Source organism: Nocardioides sp. 1609, assembly GCF_004522105.1.
GTDB lineage: Bacteria > Actinomycetota > Actinomycetes > Propionibacteriales > Nocardioidaceae > Nocardioides.
Genome location: NZ_SPUJ01000008.1, coordinates 137,373 through 163,164 on the forward strand (window position 1 = coordinate 137,373; position 25,792 = coordinate 163,164).

General features: G+C 65.1%; 21 protein-coding genes. 11 read left to right on the plus strand and 10 right to left on the minus strand.

The annotated features are described in order from the left end of the window. Positions 1-46: 46 nt before the first annotated feature. The 4 genes from E4623_RS20405 to E4623_RS20420 all read left to right on the plus strand — a co-directional run bounded on the left by E4623_RS20405 (position 47) and on the right by E4623_RS20420 (position 4,547). Positions 47-1,153 carry a hypothetical protein gene (locus E4623_RS20405; RefSeq protein ID WP_134768411.1) on the plus strand — a complete coding sequence of 369 codons (1,107 nt, stop codon included), beginning with the start codon at positions 47-49 and terminating at the stop codon, positions 1,151-1,153. Then, complete coding sequence (locus E4623_RS20410) at positions 1,138-2,448, plus strand: polysaccharide pyruvyl transferase family protein (protein WP_134768412.1); 1,311 nt, start codon at positions 1,138-1,140, stop codon at positions 2,446-2,448. Before E4623_RS20405 ends, E4623_RS20410 begins: the two co-directional genes overlap by 16 nt. Positions 2,449-2,535: 87 nt before the next feature. Beyond that, positions 2,536-3,681: an O-antigen ligase family protein gene (locus E4623_RS20415; protein WP_134768413.1), complete on the plus strand. Its 1,146-nt coding sequence runs from the start codon at positions 2,536-2,538 to the stop codon at positions 3,679-3,681. Between the two features lie 8 nt (positions 3,682-3,689). Continuing rightward, the gene (locus tag E4623_RS20420) at positions 3,690-4,547 is read left to right on the plus strand and encodes a glycosyltransferase (protein WP_280633685.1); all 858 of its coding nucleotides are present in this window, start codon (positions 3,690-3,692) and stop codon (positions 4,545-4,547) included. A gap of 128 nt (positions 4,548-4,675) precedes the next feature. Here E4623_RS20420 and E4623_RS20425 read toward each other — a convergent pair whose 3' ends face one another. Beyond that, entirely contained in the window at positions 4,676-6,391 is a 1,716-nt protein-coding gene (locus E4623_RS20425) for a DUF4012 domain-containing protein (protein ID WP_134768415.1), read from the minus strand. A 158-nt stretch (positions 6,392-6,549) separates the two neighbouring features. Then, positions 6,550-6,951: an Ig-like domain repeat protein gene (locus tag E4623_RS20430; protein ID WP_134768416.1), complete on the minus strand. Its 402-nt coding sequence runs from the start codon at positions 6,949-6,951 to the stop codon at positions 6,550-6,552. 243 nt (positions 6,952-7,194) lie between these two features. Between E4623_RS20430 and E4623_RS20435 the strand changes: the two genes are divergently transcribed. The 5 genes from E4623_RS20435 (at position 7,195) to E4623_RS20455 (ending at position 12,689) form a co-directional block, all read left to right on the plus strand. Continuing rightward, complete coding sequence (locus E4623_RS20435) at positions 7,195-9,006, plus strand: nucleoside-diphosphate sugar epimerase/dehydratase (RefSeq protein ID WP_134768417.1); 1,812 nt, start codon at positions 7,195-7,197, stop codon at positions 9,004-9,006. 605 nt (positions 9,007-9,611) lie between these two features. Continuing rightward, the gene (locus E4623_RS20440) at positions 9,612-10,763 is read left to right on the plus strand and encodes a site-specific integrase (RefSeq protein ID WP_134768418.1); all 1,152 of its coding nucleotides are present in this window, start codon (positions 9,612-9,614) and stop codon (positions 10,761-10,763) included. A gap of 77 nt (positions 10,764-10,840) precedes the next feature. Beyond that, the gene (locus E4623_RS20445) at positions 10,841-11,554 is read left to right on the plus strand and encodes a hypothetical protein (RefSeq protein WP_134768419.1); all 714 of its coding nucleotides are present in this window, start codon (positions 10,841-10,843) and stop codon (positions 11,552-11,554) included. Next, entirely contained in the window at positions 11,551-12,168 is a 618-nt protein-coding gene (locus E4623_RS20450; protein ID WP_209020799.1) for a DUF488 domain-containing protein, read from the plus strand. The genes E4623_RS20445 and E4623_RS20450 overlap by 4 nt, the downstream gene beginning before the upstream one ends. Next, positions 12,165-12,689: a DUF488 domain-containing protein gene (locus tag E4623_RS20455; protein WP_134768420.1), complete on the plus strand. Its 525-nt coding sequence runs from the start codon at positions 12,165-12,167 to the stop codon at positions 12,687-12,689. The genes E4623_RS20450 and E4623_RS20455 overlap by 4 nt, the downstream gene beginning before the upstream one ends. 16 nt (positions 12,690-12,705) lie before the next feature. Here E4623_RS20455 and E4623_RS20460 read toward each other — a convergent pair whose 3' ends face one another. The 7 genes from E4623_RS20460 to E4623_RS20490 form a co-directional block, all read right to left on the minus strand. After that, positions 12,706-14,076 (minus strand): DUF3644 domain-containing protein, encoded by a 1,371-nt coding sequence (locus E4623_RS20460; protein WP_209020800.1) that lies wholly within the window; start codon positions 14,074-14,076, stop codon positions 12,706-12,708. Between the two features lie 217 nt (positions 14,077-14,293). Further along, positions 14,294-14,491 (minus strand): helix-turn-helix domain-containing protein, encoded by a 198-nt coding sequence (locus tag E4623_RS20465; RefSeq protein WP_134768421.1) that lies wholly within the window; start codon positions 14,489-14,491, stop codon positions 14,294-14,296. Positions 14,492-14,494: 3 nt separating this feature from the next. Continuing rightward, the gene (locus tag E4623_RS20470; RefSeq protein ID WP_134768422.1) at positions 14,495-14,716 is read right to left on the minus strand and encodes a hypothetical protein; all 222 of its coding nucleotides are present in this window, start codon (positions 14,714-14,716) and stop codon (positions 14,495-14,497) included. Between the two features lie 141 nt (positions 14,717-14,857). Further along, on the minus strand, positions 14,858-17,560 hold the full coding sequence (mobF, locus tag E4623_RS20475; protein ID WP_134768496.1) for a MobF family relaxase: 2,703 nt from the start codon (positions 17,558-17,560) through the stop codon (positions 14,858-14,860). 458 nt (positions 17,561-18,018) lie between these two features. Continuing rightward, the gene (locus tag E4623_RS20480) at positions 18,019-18,981 is read right to left on the minus strand and encodes a WYL domain-containing protein (RefSeq protein WP_167736778.1); all 963 of its coding nucleotides are present in this window, start codon (positions 18,979-18,981) and stop codon (positions 18,019-18,021) included. 26 nt (positions 18,982-19,007) lie between these two features. Continuing rightward, positions 19,008-20,024, minus strand: coding sequence for a WYL domain-containing protein (locus E4623_RS20485; RefSeq protein ID WP_134768424.1), 1,017 nt, complete (start codon positions 20,022-20,024; stop codon positions 19,008-19,010). 285 nt (positions 20,025-20,309) lie between these two features. Continuing rightward, a complete protein-coding gene (locus E4623_RS20490; protein ID WP_134768425.1) occupies positions 20,310-20,495 on the minus strand; it encodes a hypothetical protein in 186 nt (61 codons plus the stop codon). A 673-nt stretch (positions 20,496-21,168) separates the two neighbouring features. Here E4623_RS20490 and E4623_RS20495 point away from each other — a divergent pair. Both E4623_RS20495 and E4623_RS20500 read left to right on the plus strand, forming a co-directional pair. Next, positions 21,169-22,620: an ATP-binding protein gene (locus tag E4623_RS20495; RefSeq protein WP_209020801.1), complete on the plus strand. Its 1,452-nt coding sequence runs from the start codon at positions 21,169-21,171 to the stop codon at positions 22,618-22,620. Beyond that, a complete protein-coding gene (locus tag E4623_RS20500) occupies positions 22,617-24,608 on the plus strand; it encodes a Druantia anti-phage system protein DruA (protein WP_134768427.1) in 1,992 nt (663 codons plus the stop codon). Before E4623_RS20495 ends, E4623_RS20500 begins: the two co-directional genes overlap by 4 nt. On the opposite strand, the gene E4623_RS20505 is transcribed toward E4623_RS20500, so the two are convergent. Next, a complete protein-coding gene (locus tag E4623_RS20505) occupies positions 24,602-25,789 on the minus strand; it encodes a PD-(D/E)XK nuclease family protein (protein WP_167736779.1) in 1,188 nt (395 codons plus the stop codon). The genes E4623_RS20500 and E4623_RS20505 overlap by 7 nt on opposite strands. Positions 25,790-25,792 lie beyond the last annotated feature (3 nt).

Consider the following 25,792-nt stretch of genomic DNA (forward strand, 5'->3'; position numbering starts at 1 on the left):
GGTGATGTCGACCGCGGGAACCCTGGCCAGTGCGGGGATTCTGCCGATGTCTCAGTTTGCTGCCCTGACGGCGGCAGTGATCATTTGCACGATCCCTCCGTTGCTATTCATGTGGGGGATCCCTGACACTCTCACGTTTGACCACCTTCGCGGCCGGCCACGAGAGGGTGAAAACGAGTTTGCATCCGCGATTGCTGCCACAAGCTTGCTTACACTCCCCGCCGTCGGCGTTGCCGCCGCCTTGGCATTGCGAGCCGACTTCGACCCTCACCTCGTTGGATCGATCTGCGTGCTCGTCGTGGCTGCAATGTTCAACTCAGTCCTTCAAGGCTGCGAACTAGCAACCGAAAACCTCGACCAAGTAGCTCGATTCGTTCTTGCACTTGGAGCCGCAACGCTGTTCTCGACGCTGCTCGCTCTTCTCCTTACGGCTCCCACAGCCGAGGGGGTACTGACCGCCAGGGCCGTCGCCACAGCCACCGTGACGGTTTGGCGCGCCCTTGCCACAATCAAGGGCGCCAGCCTCGTGGCCCTGAGCCTCGACTCAATTGGGCACATGCTCCGACGAGGAACCCATATTCACGTGACAGCCCTCCTAGCCGCCGGCGGTTATCGCCTTGAGCAGGCGTTCGCTCTTGAACTCTTCAATGAGGCACAGCTCTCGCTCTACGGACTAGCGATGCCTGTCGTCGCTGGGGTCAAGGTCGTGCAGTACGGCTTGGGGACAACGACCGCAATCGGGCTCGCCAAGAGTGGCTTCACGGGACTAGGGCGCGCATTTTCGCAGACACTCCGACTGGTGCCAGTCAGTCTTCTATTCGGCGCCGTAGGTTGTGTAGCGATAACCGCCTACATCCACTGGATCCTTCCCGACTCGCGACAATCGATCGCCCCTGTTTGCGCCCTGATCTTGAGCGGGGTGATGCTTGGAATCCTGGACGTTGCCGTCAGATGCATGAGAGCCGTCGGCGCGGTCGGGGAGGGCATTCTTGGACGACTCATTGCATTGGCAGTAACTGTGACAATTGGCCCCTTGCTCTACGCTCGCGGATTACTCGACTCCGCGGCGGTCGGAGTGGTTGCCACGATACTCGCTCTCTCCGGAATGATACTGATGGCAAATGTGGTGACTAGACGATGGGTAGAATCGTGAATAATCAATGGACCGTCATCGGAAGCTCCAACGGATCGTCCAACTACGGCGACGAGATGATGTGGCTGAACCTGGTCGGGGTGATACGAGAGATCGACCCGGACTGCACGGTCGTGACCGACGCGTTTCCGGGCTGGGCACCCCCACTTTCCGGCGTCAAGACGCTTCCCTTTCTGCATGAGGGACTGCTTCGATACGTGATGAGGCCGTCGCCCACTCGGCTCAGCAACAAGGTCAAGGCTGCCTGTGGCCTGATCCTCAACCGCGGTTCGACTGTTCGTGGCTACCGCCGCAGCGAGCAGATCACCGATGGCGCTCCCGCGCGCGGCGTCGAAGCAGTTTGGGAAGCAGAGCTCAAGGTGAGTCGCGGGCTCGTTTTCTCAGGCGCAGGAGGAGTGACCGATCGCTTTGCTCTCCACGCCATCGCAGCGTGGGGCATCCTGGTGGCGCTTGCGAGGCGGAATGGCGTTCCAGTCCTCTTTGTAGGGCAGGGCATTGGTCCGGTAGTTGACGCCGCCGCCAGTCGCGCAGCAGGTCGAATGCTTGCCGGCGCAGACAAGGTCGGCGTTCGCGACCACATCTCTGCGACGACCGCGAGACAGCTGGTCCCCGGCGCAGCAGTGGAAGCGCATCTGGACTGGGCAGTCGCCACTCCGACTCCGCGCGGGGTTGACGAGGATGTCGAGAGCTGGATGCTCGGTATGGGACTCAACAACTTCATTGCCGTCTCGATCCATGACTGGACGAGTGCAACGGACTCGCTCAGGCAGCGCGTCCGCTCGGTTCTGGCTGAGGCTGCCCAGCACGCCCACAACACCGGCAGACGGGTGCTGTGCGTGCCCAACTGCGTCGGACTCCAACGAGCAGATGACCGTCAGTTCATGCAGACGGTGATCGACGATCTCGAGCCACACCTGGCGGACTTGTGCGTGCAGACACCGACGAGTTTCGGCGCCTACCAGACGCGACGGGTGTTGAGAGAGGCGGAGTATCTCGTCACAACCCGGTACCACCCTCTCGTGTTTGCGATGGCGGAAGGAACTCCGTCCGTGGGCGTCGCCTACGACGACTACTACCTGCAGAAGCATCGGGGGGCGCTCGCTTGGTACGCAGATGACGCGATGATTCTCGACGCACAGCGCGAGTATCCGAGTGAGGACTGGTGGCGCCACGTAGATGTCGAGATGTCCCGTCTGTCAGATCGTGATCTGCTTGGACGGACTGCGGCCTTGCGTGCCCAACCTGTCGAGTTCCTCACCAGCTGGCTCCGAGAGGTTGCTCCCGATGTTCCATGAGCGCTGGGCAGCATCTTGACCTCGCCCGTCGTCGACAACCGGCGTCCGACCAGGACTCTCGGACGAGGGTGGAAGGTTGCCTTCGTCGTGCTTCTCGTCGAAGTGACCCTCCACCCATGGATCGTGAGCGTCGTCGGTACACCTACATTTGTGATCAGGTTTGCGCTCGCAGCCGTCTTGATTCTTGGCTCCCGGCAGTTCAACCGTCACGATGTCGGACTTCTCGGAGCGACGATGACCGGGTATGGCGTGCTCGGGATTGCGAGTATGACCTGGTCAGCAAACTCAATCGCCACCGGACTAGCTGCCGCTGACTTGCTCCTAATGACGGCGGCAATGCTCTATTCTGGTTGCGCGTTGCGAAGTAACGAGTTGCTTGAGTTGCTGGCGCGTGCCATGTCCATTGCCATGGTGGCCCATTGGATTGGCCTTCTCGCGATAGCTGGAAGCCGTGTTGATGACTTCGGATCTCTCGGCTGGAGCGGTCTCCTACGCAACGAGAATGATTTCGGCCGGCAGGCCGTGTTCGCGTCGATCGTATTGTTCAGTGCTTCGAAGTCGGCTCGACCTGGCTATGCGGTCCTAGCCATGCTGTCGGTGGCAAGTGCATTGATGTCCGGCTCTGTCCAAGTCATCGTCGTCCTCACGTTCGTGATCATGGTCGTTCAGATCTCCCGGTTCGCGAACGCGGTCGGAACTTTGAGGAACACGGTCGCATGCTTGCTACTGGCCTCAGTCGCAGTCATAGCATACTTAGCCAGAAACGGGGTGAATGCTGCGTTGACGGCCTCCGGGAAGGACTCGACTCTGACAAGTCGAGTCCCCCTGTGGCAGGCACTGCAGCCCCAGATCGAGTCTCATTGGTTAACTGGATTCGGGCTCAACAACGTGTGGGATCGCCCGGAGGTCTGGTACCCGTTGACCTTCCAAGCTCAGTTTCGGCCTTTCCAAGCGCACAACTCATACTTGGAGGCCGGGATGCAACTAGGAGTGCCGGGCATGGTCCTACTCATCACTGCCCTCGGGGTGGCCGGTCGCATTGCCTGGCTCGGACTCGCAGTTGATCCGACGTTGGGGTCGCTATCGGTCGCAATCGTCTCAGCCGGAGTCCTTTACTCGTTTTCAGCGTCCATCTTCGGCCGCGCACCCGTCGAGATCTATTGGCTCCTACTGGCAGTGGTTGTCACATGCATGCAGTCCCAGATCAACACCGTAACCGAAGTGAGGAAATGATGTCGACGATGGGATTGTCTTTCCTAGTGCTCACGAGGAACCGTCGCGAGGATCTACGGCGGTGTTTGGATTCCATCATCTCGCAAGCGCCAGCAGGGGCGCCGCTGCTAGTTCTCGTCAACGGCACCGAGGACGACACCACCGAGATGCTGGCTCGGGACTATGGACATGTGCGTGTTGAGGTACAGGCTGAGAACCTTGGCTGCCCCGGCGGCCGGAACTTGGGAATTAGGTTGGCCGAGACCGAGTGGGTGATGTGCGTCGACGACGACGGGTGGCTGCCCGAAGGGTCCGTCGAGGCGGCGCTGGACGCAATATCCCGGGTGCCTTCGGCCGCCATCATCGGCGGCCCTGTCATCGAGTTTCCCAGTGAGCGGCCAACCGGCGACCTGCAGCGAACGGGCCTGTTCACCGGTGGGATTTGTGTGGCGCATCGGGGGAAGTTCTTGTCGCATGGTGGCTACCACGAGGACGGACTTCGTCAAGGCGAGGAGTCCGAGCTTGCAATTCGTCTTGCGCAGGGAGGCGAGGAAATTTGGCACTCGCCCCAGATGAGATTGGTGCATGCGACAGACCGTTCGCCTGAGAAGCGCCGCGAGATCATCCGTTCCGGCACCCGGCAAGCCATCCTGACTGGGATCAAGTACGCGCCGCTGCGGGTGCTGCTCCCATACCTCGCCATCCGCTGGCTCAGCTTTGCGAAGGTAGGAGTGCGTTGGGGCATCCCGATGTCCGTAGTCAAGGGTTCGGTCGACGCCTTCCGCTTGGCCGTGCCTACGTGGCGACGAAGAAGCCCCGTAAGCATGCGCGCACTGCTCGCCGTTTCCGGCCGATTCCCGAGCAGGGACCGACACCAGCCGTCCTAGACACTGCACACGGTTTCTGTTGATCAATCGTTCAACTAGTCGTTCCTGCGGACGTATGGCTTAGTCAGCCGAGCGGCCGCCTTTAGGCGCATGTTGTAGGCGACGGCCGAGATCGTGACGCGCGATGCTCAAGATGAGCAGCTACTTCTGAACACGCCTCCTGCAATCCCCGACACCACGCTGGGGGTCACACCTAGCTCACCGTCGCCAACCTGACCGGGCCCGCTCTCCATGGTCCAGTTGATGACGGCGTCGTCCAAGGTGGAGAGCTCGGTGACGACCGTGACGACCTGCCGGTCCTTGACCCGGACGTTCTGCTCGAAGGGCTCGACCTTCCGTCCGTTCAGGGTGATGTCGCCGATCGCGCCGCCGGCCGGGCTGTAGATCCGGATGGAGACGACCTGGGAGCCGGCGTCGACACCGCGGACCCCTCCCCCGGTCACCGACACCGGGAGCTCGGCCGCATCCGCCGCGGTGATCACCTGGTTCAGCGTCATCTGGGCCGCCAGTTGCTGGCGGTCGTTCTCGCACGACATCGACTCCACCGTGACGCGGTAGCGCAGGTAGTAGGACATCTTCGACCCGGTGGCGTCGTTGAGGCCCACGTCGACGTGTGGGGTCCGCTGGTCGTCGCCGGCGAGCTCCCCCAGCACCCGGCTGTCGGCCAGGAGCGCCTGGTCCTCCTCGTCGAAGGAGGCGACGAGGAAACGGCCCTCGCGGGCGGCCCGCTCGAAGCCGTCGACGAGCGAGACGGGCGACCGCACGTCGGTGGACGCAGCATCGAAGATCGCCCGGGCGGCACCGCCGAAGAACACGTCCTGCTCCTCCGGCTCGAGCTCCAGGTAGGGCCGGCTGAGCAGCTCCTCGACGAGGTTCTCGCTGGTCAGGCTCCGCCCGTCGACCGTCACCGGGCCGGTGCCCTCGAGCAGGTAGGACATGCCGACCGGGTCAAGCGCCAGCACCCCGTCGAGGTCGACGTTGGGGAACCGCCTGTCCCAGTGGGCGTCCCACATCTGTGCGGCCCGCGGGAAGTCGGGGGCGAAGCCCGGGTTCTGGAAGAACACACCGATCTCCTTCCCGTAGACCTCGACCTCCTCGGGGGTCAGCGGCACCACGGGCGTGTCGGCGGTCGGGAAGTCACCGGCCACCCCCTGCCGCGCCATGTCGATCCGCCCGTCCTCGGCGTGGATGAGCGCCCACGCGCCCGGCATGCCGCCGGTCGCCCGGACCTCCGCGTTGTTCTGGAAGAGCAGCAGGTAGTCGCGCGGCCCGTCGGCGCCGACCATCCTGGGAAGGACGCGGACGGCTGTGTCGGCCGAGCGCAGGCTGACCGCCGCCCGTTCCAGCTGGTCGGCGTAGTCGTCGAAGCGGCGGTCGAGGACGCCGACGAACCCCGACGAGTCGACCGCCTGGACCTCCGTCGCTGCCGCGGTGAGCGCCTCGCTGGCCCGACCCACCGGTTCCTGCATCGACTCGACGGCGGCGAGGTCGATCCGGCCGCCCTGGTAGACCCCGTCGAGCGCGTCGACGGTGCTCGCGATCGGTGCGACCGCGTCCGTGGCGACCGACGACAGCGTCCGGCTCAGGACGCGCACGCCGTCGGCGTCGTCGCCGACGAGCGGGACGTGAGTCATCACGCTCCACCACGCGCCGTCGGTTCGGTTCTCGGCCGAGCGCGCCGCGTCCTGCAGGTCGGCGATGGCCCGGTCGCGCGCTGCGGCGTCGTCCCCGTTCAGCGCTTGCCGGAGGTCCGAGACCGCCGCCTCGGCGTCACCGAGGTCCTGCTGCACCTGATAGGTCAGCCAGACGGTGTAGCCGACCACCGCGACGATCGCGGCGGACACGGCGGAGATGATGACGCTGCGTCGGCGAACCGCCACGGGTGGTGTCTCCTTCGGGGAAGTCACGGACGGGGGCCGTCGGACGCTGCCGGACGACAAGGTCCCTGGACGCGACAAGGGTCCGATGCGCCTCGCATCGGACCCCCGTCTCGCTCAGTTGGTCAGCGACGTGCCTTCACCCGGACCGTCGTGGAGTCCTGGCTGCGCTTGTAGATGCTGTTCTTCGCCGGGACGTAGGTCGCAGTCACGCGGTACCTGCCGGGCTTGAGGCCGCTGAAGGTCACCGTGGAGGCGCTGCGAGCGTCGCGGGTGGCCGAGCGGGTCTTGCCCGGGCCCGTGACGGTGATCTTGACCTGGCCCTTGGGCCGGGCGTCGCCGGCGGTGCGCACCGTGGCACGAACCCGCAGATTGCGGGCGGCAGGGGACGTGGCGTTGACCTGCGTCGACGTCTTGACGCAGCCGGTGTAGGGGCAGTCGACGGCCGAGGCCGTGCTGCCGCTGAAGGCCACCAGACCCGATCCGAGGAGCACCGAGAACAGCAGGCCGACGATCAGTTTCTTCATTGTGTTCCTCAAACGTGTGGGGGCCCCCAGAGGGCGCCAGTTAATCACGGCGCTCCTGCGCCCGCCAATTGCCGAAATAGCAGCGACGGGGTGTCTCAGACACCGTACTGAGATCGGTCGAGACGTTTTCGCGAGAACGCGGCAAAAACCGTCAAGGCATGATATTCAAGGCGGTGGGGACATTCGTACGTGGGAGAATTCGTGCTCGTCGAGCAGCTTCGTAACAATCGTGTCGTCGTCTCCATGACGGTCGACACCGCGGCGTGGCTTGTCAGCTTCGTCGCCTTCACCTGGCTCCGGTTCGACACGACCGGCACCGACGCTCCATGGGGGCAGGTGGGCGTGGTCGCCGTGGTGACCGTCGTCCTCTACCTGGCCGTCGGCTGGGCGACCCAGCTCTTCCGAGGTCGCGCCAAGGTCGCCAGCCTGGACGAGATGCTGCTGCTGGGGGCGACGATCGGGCTGGTCGGAGGCCTCGTCTTCTCAGCCAACCTCGTCTTCCAGTGGGCGCCGCGCAGCGTGCCCGCTGGCGCCGCGCTCGGGACGCTCGTCCTGGCCGCCTGGGCGCGGGCCGCGTGGCGACGTCTCGGCGAGCGGGACGCGGAGCGGCGTCCGGGCGGCGCCGACACCCGCCGCGTCCTCGTCGTCGGCGCCGGCGAGGCAGGGAACGACCTGGTCCGCTCGATGCTGCACGACGTCAACCGCACCTGGCGACCCGTGGGGTTCCTCGACGACGACCCGCGCAAGCGCCACCTGCGGTTGCGAGGCGTCCCGGTGCTGGGGACCACCGACGAGATGGCCGAGACGGCTGCCCGTCTCGAGGTCGGCACCGTGATCCTCGCCCTGCCGAGCGCGGACGCCGCCACCATCAGCCGGCTGCGCGTCGCCGCGGGCCGCGCCCGTCTCGGCGTCAAGGTGCTGCCCGCCAACACGCAGCTGCTCAGTGACCAGGTGGGCATCCGCGACCTCCGCGACATCAACCTCACCGACGTCCTCGGCCGCCACCAGCTCGACACCGACGTCGACGCCATCGCCGAGTACCTGCGCGGTCGCCGCGTGCTCGTGACCGGCGCCGGGGGTTCGATCGGCGCCGAGCTGTGCCGTCAGATCCACCGCTACGGGCCGGCCGAGCTGATGATGCTCGACCGCGACGAGTCGGCCCTGCACGCGGTGCAACTGTCGATCCACGGCCGGGCACTGCTCGACACCGACGAGGTCATCCTCTGCGACATCCGCGACGAGGCCGCCGTCAACCAGCTCTTCCTGGCCCGCCGGCCCGAGGTGGTCTTCCACGCGGCAGCGCTCAAGCACCTCCCGATGCTGGAGCAGTACCCCGCCGAGGCGGTCAAGACCAACGTCATCGGCACCCGCATCGTGCTCGACGCCGCCGTGCGCGTGGGAGTGACGACCTTCGTCAACATCTCGACCGACAAGGCCGCCAACCCGTGCAGCGTGCTCGGCTACTCCAAGCGGATCGCCGAGCGCATCACCGCCCAGCGGGCGGAGATCGCCGACGGCACCTTCCTCTCGGTGCGCTTCGGCAACGTGCTCGGCAGCCGCGGGTCGGTCCTGACGTCGTTCGCCAAGCAGATCGCCGGCGGCGGCCCGGTCACGGTCACCGACCCGGACGTCACGCGCTTCTTCATGACCATCGAAGAGGCCTGTCAGCTGGTCATCCAGGCCGCCGCGATCGGCAACCCCGGCGAGGCGCTGGTGCTCGACATGGGCGAGCCGGTCCGGATCCTCGACGTCGCCCGCCAGCTCATCGAGCAGTTCGGCACGCCGGTCGACATCGTCTACACCGGTCTTCGTGAGGGCGAGAAGCTGCACGAGGAGCTCTTCGGGGACGACGAGCCGCGTGACCTGCGCCCGATACACCCGATGGTCTCGCACGTCCCGGTGCCGGGCATCGACGAGGACGAGATCACCGCGCTGCCGACGAACGGTGCCACCGACGACGTCCGTCGGTCGATGGCGCTGCTCTGCGTCAACGACTGCCCGCTGGTCCCCTCCCCCGTTGCCTCCCCCGCCACAGCTGGGTCGGCGACGGGGTGACTTGCTAGCGCGACGAGGCCGGTGACGTGGTCGCCGCGCGAGCGACGTCCTGAGCGTGGGTCCTCGACGCGGAGCCATGGTGCGTCCGAGCTGCAGGGCGGCTCGCAGCTTGTCCGCCCCTGCGAGGCGACTCGGCTCGGGTGGAGCTCGCGGGGTCGGCTCTTTTGGCGAGGTCCACCGCGAACGGGACCATCGCGACGTCCATGCCCATCCACTCGGCCACGTCGTCCGGGAGCGGCTGCCACCCATTTGTCATCTGACGATTACACGCCATCAACCTGAACGTCACGTTCACGTTCGATCCACATCTTGGTAGGTCCTCGGCGGTTCCAACCCGTCTGCATCTGCCAGATCCGTGACATTTTGCCGGCGTTTGGACGGAGATTCGCTTCGCCCTATTGCCGAATTCGAGAAGGCGATACTGGGTTCGAAGTTTTGAGAAGCGGGTTCGGCTCAGGACTAGTTCTGAGCCAGATTGCCGTAAACTCCCAGGTCAGAGGACGTTTTGGCCGACGACAGATGCGGACACCTCCGGACAAATTAGGACCCCGTTATTCCTCGTTGTTCCTCGTATGTTCCTCGAAACCGACCTGAGAGGGACCAACATGACGAAGAAGCGTGCGAGCAAGAGGCGAGGATTCGGCCGAGTGGAGCGGCTCGCCTCTGGCCGGTACCGGGCCGCCTACACCGGCCCCGACGGCAACCTCTATCGCGCTCCTGAGACGTTCGCATCCAAGGACGACGCGATTGCGTGGCTAACCGCGCGACGCGCCGAGATCAGCCTAGAGCTCTGGGCGCCCGAAGCCGCCGCTCGCGCCGCCAGGCAGAAGGCGATCCCCACCCTGCGTGAATACGCCGACGAGTGGCTCGAGACGAGGAAGACCCAGGGCCGCGCACTGCGGCCCACAACGCGGCAGCAGTACCGGATGCTCCTCGACACGTGGATCTACCCCACGTTCGGCGACGAGCGCATCGACAGGATCTCGGCCGACGACGTAGACACTTGGTACGACGGCGTCGCGCCCGGACGCGAGACCATCCGCGCCCAGTCCTACAGCCTGCTCCGCACAGTCTTCGCCAGCGCCGCCTCCGAGCGCCCGTATCCGCTGGTGCCCTACAACCCCGCCCACATTCGTGGAGCCGGCAGCGCGAAGCGAGCCCACCGTGTTCAACCAGCCAGCCTCGAAGAGCTCGAGACGATCGTCGAGGCGATGCCAGACCGCTACCAACTGATGGCGCTGCTGGCCGCATGGTTCGCCATGCGCTTCGGCGAGCTGACCGAGCTGCGACGCGGCGACATTGACCTCCGTACCGGACGAGTGAAGGTCCGCCGGGGCGTCGTCCGCGTCGACGGCGAGTTCATCATCGGTCCACCCAAGACCGACGCCGGCGTCCGCGACATCGCGATCCCGCCTCACCTCCTGCCGTTGGTGGAGGGCCACCTCTCCGACCACACCGCGCCCGGCAGGGAGTCGCTGCTCTTTCCAGCCGCCGGCGACAGCAACCGCCACATGGCGCCCGCAACTCTCTACAAGGTCTACTACCCGGCCCGTGAGGCCGCTGGCCGTAAGGATCTCCGCTGGCACGACCTCCGCCATACCGGCGCCGTCCTGGCCGCCCAGACCGGCGCGACGCTTGCGGAGCTCATGGGCCGCCTCGGCCATACGACACCGGGAGCCGCCATGCGCTACCAGCACGCAGCTGCCGACCGCGATGCCGAGATCGCGCGACGGTTGTCGGAACTTGCCGGCTCATAGGCGGTGTGGCGCCTCTGCACATGCACACGCGGGCTCAGTCGCTATCGTGGTGAGTGCCAAAGGGCAGGAGGTAGTTCATGGAGCTGACGTCGGTCGTTTGCTTGGCAAACTCTAAGAAGCAAGGCGGAAACTGCTTCGCCGGAATCGAACTGGACGACGGTTGGCCAGCGGGTTGGGTCCGACCGATCGGACGTGGCTCCGGCCACGGAGTGTCCGTTCGAGAGCGGCAACTTGCTGACGGACGCGAGCCTCGTCCTCTCGACGTGATCAGCATCGCGCTCTCGGGTCCCGCTCCATGGGGCCATCAAGGCGAGAACTGGGATCTGGACCCATCGGTTGCTTGGGAGAAGATCGGAACGTGGGCGTACGACGACCTGGATGCGTTGGTTGATCCACCAGACGCACTGTGGACCGACGCAGAGTCGTCCAGCGTTGGCACGAGGGACCGAGTGCCTGTTGAATGCCTGGTTCCCGCTGGGGAGTCGATTCACCTCATCCGGCCGGGGCAAGCAGAGTTACGCGTTGCCAGGAACCCCTACAGTCGCACCGGCGAGATCGAGGTACGCGTTTCGTTTGAATACGCGGAGGCGCACCACCTCATCAAGGTCTCCGACCCGATCTACAAGGATTGGTACCTCCGAGAAGGCATTGGCACCTATGAGTTGCCCGAGACTTATCTGACGGTGAGTCTGGCTGAGCCCTGGGCACATACGCCGGGAGATCCTCAGTACTCGTACATCGTCGCGGCAGCGATCATCGAACCAGACGGCCTCCCTGGGGCCAGCAGGTGAATGCGCAGCATCCGATCTTCACGCTCGGCCACTCGACACATTCGATCGAGGCCTTCCTCGCTCTGGTTCAACGGCACGCGATCTCCGCGATTGGCGACGTTCGATCGACACCGGCGAGCCGTTTTAACCCCCAGTTCAATCGGGTCGCGCTAACCCGTTCGCTCAAAGCGGTCGGCGTTGGATATGTCTTCCTTGGCAGCGAGCTGGGTGCTCGATCAGATGACCCGAACTGTTACGTCGACGGCAAGGTCAAATACGCGCGGCTTGCCAGCGCTCCAGCCTTCGCCGTAGCGATTGAGAGGTTGAAGAGGGGTCGCATGGATCAGCGCATCGCGATTATGTGCTCCGAGCGGGACCCGCTCGACTGCCATCGAACACTGTTGGTCGCGAGGCACCTGGCGGAGCAAGGTGTCGAGGTATTGCACATCTTGGCGGACGGTTCGGTTGAACCGCACGCGGCCTCAATGATGCGCTTGAGAGACCTATTCAATCTTGCTGAAGCAGATCTACTTCACAACGAAGAAGAGCTCCTCCTGGCGGCGTTGACCCTGCAAGAGGATCGGATCGCCTACGTAGCCGACGAGGCTCTTGAGCCAGAACAAGGGACGGCATGAGGATCTACACAGTTGGGTTCACAAAGAAGACAGCGCGAACCTTCTTCGGCTTGCTAGGAGATTCGGGCGCAACATCTCTAATTGACGTCCGACTCAACAACGTGTCTCAGCTCGCAGGCTTCGCGAAGCGCGACGACTTGTCCTTCTTCTTAACGGAACTGTGCGGAATGCACTACTCCCACCAAATAGCGCTAGCGCCGACCCAACAGATGCTCGATGACTACAAGAAGCATGGGCTAAGCTGGGCCGAGTACGAGTCGCGCTTCCGAGGACTGATGAGTGAGCGACAGATCGAAGAATCCCTCTCACCAAGTGCCTTGGACAACGCAGTGTTGCTGTGTAGCGAAGACAAGCCCCACCAGTGCCATCGCCGTGTCGTGGCGGAGTATCTACAGGAATATTGGGAAGGTGTCGAGATCGTTCACTTGGGTGAGCTAAGTTCACCGCCCAAACGTCGGGCGACGAGACCAGCTGCATGCCCGCCAGACTCTGTTTCTACCTGGGCCGAAGATCTAACCTGACATGGCGCTGAAGAGACTAGCCCGTCTCGCCTTCGGACGACCCGATCGACTTCTTTCCTTTAGGCAAGGTCGACACCTTTCGGCGCGGAGCTGAGCCGACGGTCTCTCGGTAGCCGGCCTCGGTGCTAAGGAGGTCCACGAGCTTCTGCACGTACGCGGGTGTGTAGACGTATTGGGACATTGCCGGAACCCATACGCAATAGTGAGCCAGGGTCTTCTCGGGGGTCTTGCTGTTGCCGCCAGGGCGCACGTTCAAGATCTTCCAAGTGCGCGCGAAGTGGTTCGTCCTGAATTCGAACGGGATCTGCCCTTCTACTGCTTCGGCTGCCGCCTTCGGCAGCATCTTGTCCAGCAAACCGACTTCACGCTGCTTCTCAGTGACGAACACCGTGCCTGCCTTACCGCCCGTCTTTAGTTCCTCGAGTTCATCCTCGGTCAACTCCTTCTGGCTCACGAACGTGATGGCCATATCCGCTTCGCTCTTCGGCCCTTTGATCGGAGTGAGCTCCACTCGATAGGCAAACCTTTCGGAACCAGCAACGGCTGGATCTAAGTTGGCTTCGAACGTTGTTATATACGTCCGCGCGGCCTTTGGGAGTCTCTTTCGCTGCTTGTTGTGTGCGTCGACTGCCTCAGGCGTCAACGCTTGGACAAAAACCGGGAACCGCAGTTCGTCTGACAGGCTTTGCTCTTTGCCGAACCGCTTAGTCAACTCGGCCTCGAAGTTGATGACATATGCGTGTGCATGCGGGCCGGTAGTCGCCATGAACGCATCTTGAAATCGATGCTCGATCTTGTTCCTCAGCCCAATAAAGAACGCAATATTCTGGCGGATCGGATCCGCATCGGTGTATTCGTGCTTCAGGCATTGAGCCAGGTCCCAGGTCTTCCGCGTGCCATCTGGATTCTTCTCGTAGCGCCCGTTCCTCTCTCTATAGAAGATCGTCTCGCTCCGCCGCACGCGGTCGCCGTGAAGCAGGTTCTGCCAAGCCAGGTGCATATGCACCACGAAATCCAAGTAACTCCGCCGGTCGCCAGGGCGGTTATAGAAATCGATCGCCAGACAGGCCTGCCGGCGCGCTTCCTGCATCGTGTGGTGCCACTTCGGTCTCGCTGCCATTGAGGTCTCCTGAGATGAAGCGCCACGTTTGCACGCCTGGCACCGACCCACAACCAGTTTTCGGTGCGTGTTGGCACCCAAACTGAAGCGAGTGTTCTGCAAATGCGCCCCGCACGACATCTGTCGGTGATCCGTTCTAGTGTCACGACTCGCCGCCTCAACGAGCTCATGACAAAGGGAGCGCACGAGGATGCCCACACACCACGCGTCGAGGTGGAGGCGAGCGGTGTCGATCGCGATGCTCGGGTCGTGGATGTCGCTCGTCATGTCCATAGTGAGCTGCCAGTCGTCCTGCGTGCGGTGGAGCATCTCGCCGAGCTGAGTAGCTACCTGAGGGAGCGCGGCGCCGCGTCCGCGACATGGGCGATGACGAGGTCGATGTCGGCTGGGGTCAGGCCCGGTCGGTCGACAGTGGTTCGGGCGAGTCGGCGGATGGCGTCCTCAGCCTCCCGCGCGCAGTCCAGGATGTCGTCACGCATCGGGTTCACAGCCGGGCCGAGGGAATGCGGCGCAGCGCGGATTCCAACTCGTCGAGCCGTAGCCGGATGGAGCGGCGCCCGCACTGATAGGCGGGGATCGTGCCGTCGCTGATGCGGCGTCGAATGGTGCGGGTCGACAGCGACATCATCTCGGCGGCTTCTTCGAGGCTGACGTAGACGGGCAGTTCGCGCTTCCTGGTCATCGTTCAGCTCCGAGCCGTGGACGTGGCGGTAGCGACGAAGCGACGTGCCTCGGCGACCTGAATGTAGAGGCGGCCGCATCCCTCGAACCTGGCCCACCGGGGTCCGACGCCGCGTCGGCGCCAGTCCCGCACGGTGCGTTGCGGGGTGTGGATGAGGGTGCAGAAGTCCTCGAAGGTGAGGAGTCCGTGGTCGTGCCATTCCTCGGGGATGTGGATCTGTTCCATGGTGTCCTCCGGTCGTCGAGGACGAGGCCGCGCCGGTCGAGTCCGGTGCGTTCCACCGTTGGCGGCGGATGTCCTCTCATATAGACCAAGGGAGAAAACAGCCGCCTGGCGATCACTTCGACCCAAACTCGTCACTATTCGTCACCGGCCGACACCCCTGGCCGGGGGTCGGGGCGCCGGTGGTGCCAGGAGTGCCGGGCGACGATGCCTTGGCTGGATGTCGTCCGGGCCGTACGACGTAGGCGGTGGCTGCGACCCGTACTGGTCAATCGCTTCGATCGTGCGCTCGGCGGCGTGTGCGGGTCCGAGGTCGGCGCGGTCGCGGCTGAACACCTCGATCCATCGTGCGCGTGCTTCGTCAAGGTTGTCTGCGACGAGGTGGGCAGTGTGGCTGTGCCGGCCGCGGGTCATGCCGACGTACGCCGACGCGGCTCCGGTCGTCTCGCCGATGAGCAGGTGCGAGTGGTCGACGGTATCGCCCTGGGCGCCGTGCACCGTGGTGGCGAAGGCGAGCTCGACGTGGCGGCTGGCGTACTCGGCGGGCAGCGACCGTTCGCCGCACCGGCCACGTACGAGGAGGGAGCCGCCTTCGCCTACCGCTGCGACCGTCCAGGTGTCGCGGTTGGCCACGCCGAGGTCGCGGTCGTTTCGACGGGTCGCGACCCGGTCGCCGCGGCTGACCTGTTCGCCGGCGGAGGTCGTCATGGTCGTCGCTCCGGCCACGTCGCCGTCGTTGTTGCCGGCCCGCCGTTCGTCGCGGATGGCGACGTTGAGCAGACCCACCTGTTCGCGGGTGTCGGCGATGAGCAAGGGAGCCGCACTCGGGTCGTTGACGGCAACTGCAGTGACCGCCGCGAGGCGCTCGACCTCGGTCGGGTGGATGACTATCTCGCCGCGGTCGACGAGGGTGTCGAACACCTCGCCGCTTCGTTCGCCGGTGCGCATCCGGAGGGTGAGGTCGGCGTAGGTGTCGTCGACGAAGCGGTGGACGGTGTCGAGCTCGACGAGCGCCTCGTCCGGCGCCCACCGGATGGCGAGGTCGAAGGCGCCACCGCGGCCGACGGCGGGCACCTGGTGCCGGTCACCGACGAGCGCGACGCGGGCGCCAGACTCATCGGCCACTGTCAGCAGCGCACGCATGACGTCCTGGCCGAGCATGCCGGCCTCGTCGACGAGCAGGACGTCCCCGGGCAGCAGCCGCGCAAGTGGGTCTGGCCCCGCGAGGTCCGCGGCGTTGAGACGGTCCCAACGTCCGTCGTCGTCCCACCGGAAGCCGTGCTGGTGCACGAGCCACGCGGCCGAGAACGCGTCACAGCCGACCTGCTCCCCCGCGACCTGCGCGGCCTTAAGAGTCGGGGTAGCCACGACCAGTCGGTACCCGTCGCTCTCGAGTCGTTCGCTCGCCGCAGCGAGGGTGGTGGTCTTGCCGGTGCCAGCCGCACCCTCGACGACGACTAGACGGGATGTGCCGAGGAGCGCGCCGACGACGTCTCGCTGACCTCGGTCGAGCTTCCGCCGAGCCACGGCGGAACCGACCTTGACCGGTACGCCTGGGTGCTCGGCTCGCGCGACCAACCGGGCGACGATGTCGAACTCGACAGCGACCACCTCGCGGGAGGTGAGAGCGCGGACATGGCCGGGCACGTCGTCGCGGTCCAGGAGCGGACGCGACGCAGCGACCGCGCGAGCGGTGAGGTCCTCAGCCAGCTCGCGGCGTACGACGCCGTCGACGATCACGCCGACGTCAGCGAGGATGCGCTCGCACTCACCGCGCAGGTCGGCGGCGTTCCAGCTGGAGCGTTTGGCCCCGAGCCGGACCAGTGCGAGCTCGACGACAGCGTCGCGGTTGATGCGCGCGATTGGGATCGCGGCCGGGATCGACACGGTCTGGTCGGCGGGTGCGGCCGGAGGACGGAAGCCGAGGTCGTTCAGCTCGTCGCGCCACCGCTGCGCGAGGTCGGTGCCGGACTCCGGCACCACCTTGTCGGGTCGGGCTTGCGCCCAGGCACGGCGATCCCAGGATCGTCGCTGGCGCGGTCCGGGCTCCTGGTCCGGGTTGTCCGTTCGCCACGCCGCTTCGTACCTGTCGACGTTGCGGTTGATCTGCGCGGCGCGTGCGCTGAACCTGCCGGCGTACGGTTCGAGCTCGGTGATCTCTCCGGACCCGGCGTCGAGCGTGTAGCCGTACGCGGCGAGCGCACGGCGGAACTCGGGGTCGCAGACGACTGCGGCGTGACCGATCCCGTTGATGGCCTCGATGCTGTCGACGACGCCGACGGAGTGCAGTCCGCGCCACGCGGCGTGGGCGAACACGCGCGCGTTGATCTGCAGGTGGAGGTGTCGGTGCGGGTCACCAGCACGGGACGTGTGGTGTCGAACGACGGCTGCCTCGATCCGCTCGACCGGCACCTGCACCTGTCGACCGCGTGGCCCGACGCGCGTCGTGGCGTGGTCGGCGACCCAGCCGATGATCTCGCCGGCAGCGCGTTCCTGGGCGGCGTCGTAGGCGTCGGCGATGGCGGGGTGGATCGCGGCCGCGAGGGACCAGGTCTTGGGCCCGTTGACCACGACCTCGACGAACCGAAGCCCGTGCTCGTCGGTGCGGAGCCGACCCTTCGCGGCGCCGGTGGCGACGTCGTAGCCGGCGACCCATCGCTCGTAGCTGTCACCGTCGAGCACTCCTGCCACCTCGACGCCGGCGCCGGCGGTCGGTGTCGCGACGTAGTGGGTGGCGAGTCCGGTGCCCTCTGCCAGGTAGTAGTCGTCGACGCGTGACCGGTCGGACTCGACGTACGAGCGCGCAGCAGCCGCGGCACCGCGGTAGAACTTCACCCCGCCATGCATGTCGTCCACCGCCGCTCGTCATTCGTCGTCACTTGGCCTTGAAATGGCGCTCGGCCCGCTCCGGGGGGAACGGGCCGTGCTGATCGATCTACGGAACTTCGTAGCATGCGTGCCGCAGAGTTCCTAGAGGCTCTGAGGCCATATGGAGCTGGAGATTCCGGGCTCGTCACTGGTCGTCACGGTCTTCAGTGCTGATGCGGATTCTGAGACGCAGTCGTGGCAAGAGACGTAGCGTTCCTCGCGTCAGTGCGGCGTGGGCTCCTGACGAGAAGCGCATGCGTCTGCGCCACTCCGGCACATGCGGTGCGTATGCCGTGACGCTCCCGAAGGGAGCGACGCAGTCCACGAACGACGCTCGAATCGGGTGCGCTGCGTCACCTGTGTCGCGACTCTGGTCGACGCTGCGACGGAGCCGATAACCACGACCGAACGAGCGCCGCAGCGGGCGACCCCGCGACCTACCCCTGAACAGGCCGCTCGTAGTGCTCGAGCAGTTCGGCCACCAAGGCCACCGCCCCCGGCAGTACCTCCGCCCCCGTCGTCAACACCCGGGACGCCTGCCCGCTGGCCAGCATGAGCAGACCCACCCGCCGGTCGACAGGCGGCAGCATCTCGAGGTCCGCCTGGAACGTCTCCTCAGACTCCGCGCCCGGAACGACATGCACCTTCTCGGCATACATGTCAGCAGCCCACCGCGCGTCCTGCCCGAGCTCCATCCGGACTGTCGTGGTGCGCCGCTGGCGCTCGAGTAGGGCGGCGACGTCAGCGGGCGGCTCGAACGTCTCGGCCAGCACCTCGACCTCCCGCATGTTCGACACCAGGTAGGTGCGCAGGCTGTCGTCGTCGGCGACAGGCCCGGCGTCGAGCTCCCATCCCCGTTTGGTTTGCACCAGCCGGAGCGGGTCAACGACGCGCACGCCGACCCCCTCGTGCCACGCGCGCGAGTAGACGATCCGCACCCGACGTCGGCTCTCCTGGGCTTGCTGGAGGGGCGCGACGAACCGGTTCCATCCTGCCGGCGTCGGCACGGCCGAGCCCTCGCCTGTGGTGGTCGACGCGACTACCTCGAGGGCCGCGACGAGAGCCTCGTTGTCCGGCTCGACATCCAGCAGTGCGAGTCCCGCCGTGTAGACGAGCGCGAGTTCGCCGGCGTCAACGTGCTCGATGCCGAGGCCTGCCGACCCGCCGAGCATCCGGACGACGGTCGCGTCGTCCCGGTCCTCGTCCTCGCCCCAGACGAACTCAAGAACGGGCGGTCGGAAGATGTCGACGCCCCACCCCCACGACTCGGTGTCGAGGTAGGCGGTGAGATCCTCGCGGAGGGTCTCCTCCCCCACGCTCACCAGAGCAGCCAGCTCAGCAAGCGGTAGGCCGTCTGGATAGCCGCTGAGAGTCTGCAGAACCTCAGGCAGCCGTGCCACGCGCTGCACGTACTTAGGCGCCGCCATCACCCACTCACCTTCTGCAACTCGGTGAGCAACTCGTCGCGGACGTCGTCGGGCGACACGAGGCGCACCCTGTTGCCTAGCGCGTAGAGCCGCGAGCGCAACGCCGCCCGGTGCGTCACGGTGTAGGTCATGTCGACATCACCATCGTCGCGTGGCGACCGGGAGTCGGGCTCCCGGAGCAGCCGGACGACGTCCGGCACGTAGTCCGCCGGCGCCCGCAGTTTGACCTGCGTGGGCGCATCCACCTCCCACAGCAATGGGTGCAGCGGGATCGTACCGGTCGCCTCGAGCGGCTCGGCGCTCCCGGGCACGTCGAGAGTCGGGTCGCTCATGCGGCTCACCACGAAGTGTTTGAGGAGTCCGCTGTCGAGATCCGCGTCCTCCACGGCGCTGAAGTACCACTGCCCGTTCTGGAAACGGACCGAAGCCGGGTGCGCGAGTCGCTGGGTGCCGAGGTAGCGGAAGCGCAGCCGCGACCGCACCCGCAACGCCTTCATGCACAGCGACAGCTCGACGCTTGCGTCGTGCGGGATCACGGCGCTGCCGACGCTCGCCGGGATCGTGGCAGTCTCAACCGACAGCCGCTTCGCAAGGTCTGCCCGGTCCGCCAAGATCATGGCCCGCTGCAGCGCCGCTACCTGAACGGGCGACAAGGCCAAACGCAGCCGGTTGTCGCAACTCACCATCCGGTACCTTGCCGGCTCCCCCTGCCCCGCGATGTTGTCGATCTGCCATCCCTGCTTGCGCAGGTGCTTGAGATCCTTTCCCAGTTGCGTGACCGGGTCCGAGTCGCCGTAGCCGCCCACCTCGATCAGACGGTCACCAAGCACACCCACGCGACCCGCGTTGTCCAGCGTCATCATCAGCCGCACGATTCGCCGCATCGGCTTCAACTGGTCGCGCCCCGCCCCTGGAGACATCGTCGTCGCCCCGATCTGTCGACTATGCGGGCCATCGTGCCCGGCCATGGCCGATCGCGCAGCCCCTCGACGAACTTCGACGCTCAGGAACGGCACCCCTCCGCCTGCGAGGTCACGTGAACGCCGAGGCACCCAGGGCAGTCGTACGCGCGGACCGCGCGGTGCGTGGTCGCTGATCCATCGAGTTCAGCGCAGTGCCGTGCGTTCGACGCGTGGTGCAAGGACGCCACCGCCTCTTCGTGGTCACGAAACCGGACCTTGCCACCGCACGATCGAACGCGGGGGCGACGGGTTTGGCGAGGACGACGCTCGTAGGTTTGAAGGCTCACGCTGACACGATGCGCCAAAGGTCCGAATCAATGCTGTGGCAGGCGGAGAGTTCTACGGAGGTGACACGTCGATCCGTAGGGCGGCGACCGCCGTCGGATCGGCGCCGACTCCGCGCCTTCGCAGGATGTCCAGCATGTCTTCTTGGCGCGGCTGACCGAAGGTCAGCCGGTAGAGGGCGACATCGCGCCTCATGCGGTCATACCGGTCGAGGTCTGTACTGAAGCGGAAGGGCGACACGTGCCGCTCGTCCGGTTCGGGCCCGGGTAAACCCAGCCAGGCGAGAAGTCGCCCAACTCGGCCTGGAGATCCTTGCTGAGCTCGTAGACGCCCTCCCACGGGTGCTCGGGGCTCCCGGGATGCCTACGCGTACGGACGGGCTCCCCCGCGCGTCGCGGGCTCCTTGTCATGGATGATGGGCGAATGGCAAACACTCGGCCGAGCGATGACCTTCGCAGCGTACTGAACCGGCTGGTGGGTGAGTCGGTCGCTCAGCTTCAGGTCCTAGGCATCAACAGCCTCAAGTCCTTTGCCCCGTCGCCACGCGACTTGATTGGGTCGGAGATCACCGGCGTTGAGGTGGCAGACCGCGTCCTAACTCTTGCTATAGGAGCCTTCGTGGCTACCGTCGACTTGCAGCGAACCGGCCGACTGGACTGGCTGGACCATGCCGAACCTGCGCAGATCGGGCGCCCGGCCCTTCCCACCGTCCGCCTGCTCCTCCGATCCGGGTCTGGCCTCGACTTCAGCGAGCCAGCGAAGACAAAGCGGATCGCGGTCACGCTCCATGTCGCTTGATCTCCACAGGGACGGATGCGCCCCTGGTTCTCCACAGGTTCGCATTTCACGGTATGCCGGGGCTCTTCGAGCAGCTACTCTTGCTCAGGTCGATCACTTCACGAGGAGGCCGAAGTTGACTGCCAACGCCCAGGGCCAAGAAGGCCTGCTGGTTCCCTCCCACTTCATTCGGGCTGTGCGGGAGTCTGGCTACCTGAGCATCTCAACAGCGCTCGCCGAACTGGTGGACAACTCATTGCAGGCGAAGGCGAGCGAGGTCGCGATCACGATCAGCCGTCTAACCTCGGATGCCCTGCCTGAGATCACCGTGCAGGACAACGGCATCGGCATGACCAAGCCGGAACTTGAACAGTGCTTGCGCTTCGGCGGATCTTCTCGCTTCGACGCCCGCCAGTCGTTCGGCCGATTCGGTATGGGTCTTCCGGCTGCGAGTCTCAGTCAGGCTCGACGAGTTGAAGTCACCGCATGGCGGAACGCCGGGTTCGAGCAAACGGTCTCGCTCGACGTAGACGAGATTATGGCGGGATCGGTCCCAGCACTCGTTGCTCGCCGAGGAGGCCGAGGTACAGGTGCATCCGGCTGCCGCGTTCATTGGAGGGAGTGTGATAGGATCGAGTATCGGCGACTGGCATGGCTTGAGCGGGCGCTACACCGCGACCTTGGCCGTTTGTACCGCCGCTTCATCGCTGACGGGCTCTCGATTAACATCAACGGTTTCAGGATCGCGGCAGTCGACCCTACGCTCCGGACCACCAAGCTTGAGGGCGCGTCAGCCGTACTTGCATTCGACGAACTACGCTACGAATTGGAAGCCAGCGATGGCCACACGTCTGTGGTCACGGTGCGCTTCACGATGCTTCCAGTTCACAGTTGGCAGGGCCTCGACAACGTTACCAAGCGCCGCATTGGCATTGTTGGTGGCGGCGGCGTTTCCATTCTGCGCGCCGGGCGCGAAATTGCGTCGGGCTGGCACTTGATGGGCGCCAAGCGCCGAGAAAACTATGACGACTGGTGGCGCTGCGAGATCGAGTTCGATCCCCGCCTAGACGAACACTTTGGCATCACGATCAACAAACAGGGCATCCGCCCTTCCGCCGTTCTGCGTGAGGCGCTCGAACCCGACCTTGAATCGGTTGCTCGGCTCCTCAATGCGCGGGTCCGTCAGGCCTTTGAGGACGTGAAGTTTCAGGCAGCAGCCGAGAAATCGTGCCGGATCGCGGCGGCTGCCGATCCGGATCTACCCCTGATTTCGTCGCGTGGACCCAGTGGCGCCATCAATTACCGGATCGGCTCGGACGCGCTGCCGATGAAGGCGATGTTCAGGTCAAAGCTCGCTCAGCGGACACTTGACCTCACGCTCAACGTCGACCACCCCGCATTTGCTGCGCTATACCAGCCGCTACAAGGCATCGAGGGTGACGTCGCAGCCGAGCTTCGGACATCGATCGAACTCTTTCTGCTTTCCTTTGCCAGGAGCGCCGCGCAACTAGAACGAGACGGACAACGCATCGACGATCTGCTGGAAGCATGGAGTGATACGTACAGGCGGATGCTTCAGAAGTCATGAGCGACGACTCGAAGTACATCCCTCTGGCGCTCCCCACGGGCGCGTCCACCAACGAACGCCGGGGCTTCGTACGGCTCTGCACACTGCTCTCGCGTGCCCAGCTTGATCCCGACATGCCGCTCGATCACGCGTTCTGGCTCGCGGCAGCCGAACTCGGCGACCTCTATAACAAGCCTCGCCTGGCTGCGGCGGCCCACACGTTGATCGACCTCGCTGACCAAGGCTGGGCGGTTCAGGTCGATAAGCTCGGTCCGCTGTTGAGCCCTCCCGATTCTCACCTCGACCGCGAGACCGAGAAGGCGCGCATCCGGAGACAGGAACACCTGCGACGGGACGCCCAACTTCGTCAGCCAAGCGTCCGACGGTTCGTCACGAATATGGAGCGGTCACACCAATGTGGCGATCGACTGGTGTCGATCTTCAACCTGATGCGGGACGGTCGCGAACTGGCAGACGCGCTCAAATCGGCGGGCGAGGAATCCCATGTCATCCAGCCGTATGTGCAGATCGCGGATAGCTCACTCACCTGCGAACTGACCGGCTTCAACTTGCACGATATCTGGCGCTACTTCCGCCACACATGGACCAACGCCTACTCGACAGTCCCCGGCCGGTCTACGCCCATCCTGATCCGTGACGCGGCCACTGATTTCCACGCCGTGATCGGACTCGCAGCTATCTCCAGTCCCGTCGTGCAGATCGCCGAGCGCGACAACTGGATGGGTTGGGACACCAAACGACTCGTCGCGGATATCGAGGCCACTCCGACCGACAAGATCGCTCGGTGGCTGGCCCGACGCATTAAGACGCAACGGAGTGAGATCTACATCGATGACTTGCTCCGCGATGGCGTCCTACAGCCGAATGACATTAAGGCGCCGACGCAGGAGGTTGTCGCCCGCCTACGCGCTGATGCCGAGCGACACCGGGCCAAGCATCACCGCGGTGGGCCGATCCGTGAGGTCCGCAACATCGCGACGGATGCGTGGATCGAGCGAGCCGAAACGCACCTGTTCCGATCAAAGCGATCCTCGGTGCTTGCCGAAACGCTGGAGATCCAGAGCCTGCTCGGTGCATACCTAGGAGCGAGCCCGTCCGCTGCGGGACTTCGAAAGGCCTTAGCCGACCCCAAGGCGAAGACGCAGATCGGTCGGATTGCCCGACGCGCGCGTGGCGAACGTGTCGGAACGGTCATCGCTGACCTCACGGTGTGTGGCGCGGTCGCGCCTTACAACTCCCTCGCGGCGGGCAAGCTCGTCGGCGCACTTGCGGTCTCGCCGACCGTCATGGCTGCATACCGCGCCAAGTACGCCCGACCCAGCGAGATCGCCTCAGCGATGGCAGGTCGACCGATTACGCGTGAAGCCAGGCTGTCGTTCGTCGGGACGACCTCGCTGTACGGCACAGGATCGAGCCAATACAACCGGCTCTACTGGCCCGCATCGGCCATGGGCGGCGCTGCCGATCGACGCATGGGCTTCCACCAGTTGGGGCGCTCCAAATCGTTCGGCACCTCGCACTTCTCAGACGTGACCGTCGAAGCGCTGGTCCGGCTGTCGGAGCAGACTGGCGGACTCATCCGCGTCAACAGCTTGTTCGGTGAGGGTGTGAGCCCGCGGCTACGCAAAGTGCGACTCGGGCTGGCGGCGCTCGGTTGGCCGACCAACGAACTGTTGAAGCACGGGCGCGAGCGGATTCTGTACGGCGTGCCTCTCGTCAAGAATCTGCGGGACTACTCACTCGGTATCGACGCCGAGCCGGACTATCTGCTCGACCCTGAGCCAACGGACAGTGGGACGGCCGTTGCTGCGTGGTGGACCGAACGGTGGGCCCTGAATCGTGCGAGCCAGGAGAATGTACTTGCGGCGATGCGCGAACATCGGCTGGTACGGCCCGTAAGGCATGGCGCGCGAGTCCCGCTGCCAATTGACGACGAACTACTTTCCGCGGTGAGGGCCGCCGAAGCGGGAGCCGAGGCCGCTCAGTAGTCGCCGTCTCCTATCACGACGAAGACTTCGGAGGTCTGTGTCAGAACAGCGACCACGGCGTCAGTATCTGGATCCTCGTCGCGCCGCAGTCCGAGTAGCCGGAGACGCTGCCCGGGTTCGAACACCTGATACGCCGACGTCGTCCTCAGCAGCATCGCGTTCTTCGTGGGGCTTAGGTCGTGCAGCCACCAGCTCTTGATTCCGTTGCGCTCAACGACCGTCCCTTCGAAGTCGAACCAGGTCCCGCGCTTCAAGCTGGCCGGATCGGGTGAGGTCGACCAGTAGGCGTTGCAAAGCGGACGCACCGAGCAGAAGCTGCAGTAGTCGCCCGGCTGTGCTGAAGGCTCATCGGACCGAACGAGGCGGTCGGCGCTGGTGACCCGCGTCTTGAGTGCGTCGACTAGCCCCTGCAACTGCGCCGTATCGGGAGCGTCAATTGTCACCTCGCGGCTCGGATAGGACGCGCCTAGCGTCCCGAGCGGGGTTCGGCCCGGGTTCGAGACGCTGTCTCGATCCCACAGCACCGCGTAGAAGCGCAACTGGTCAAGGTGGCTCTCGTCCTCGGCGCCGGTCTTGTAGTCCGTGACGTCCACCCGATCGACACCGACGGTCAGCAAGTCGATGCGGCCCCACAGGCGAAGGTCATCGGCCTGCAACGTTGCCTCGGGATGCGAGCCAACGTCCCGCGCGTGTCGTGGGCTACCGCCGCCGGATCCCGATCCGGCGCCTTCCCTCGGAGTAAGCGTCATGCGGTGCAGGTAGTGCTGGACCTCCTCGCGCGCCTCGGGAATCCGGTGCTCGAGCTGATCTTGCAGACGTTCACGGCCGCCCGCCGCCAGGCGTGGGTTGCCGTCCAGCCTGGTGAGCCGCTTCGCGAGCATGGTCTTGACAACCTTGGAGTACCCACCCAGATCTTTGAGTACAGCGATGGCTTCCGGTCCGCTGGCGGAGGTGCAGCCGTGGTTCGCCAGCGCGCGCACAATCACCTCCAGCGAGTCGTGCACCACGTCGCCGAACAATGCAGCGGCGCTCGGTACCTCGGGATAGCCCGAGCGGTCCCACAGGTCGGGGTACCTGGAACGGCTCAACATATATCGACGTGGGCAGGTCTCGACTGCCTTGAGGGATGAGTAACTCCATACATCCGGCGCGTCGGGCAGCACAGCCACCGAGTTGCTCACGCC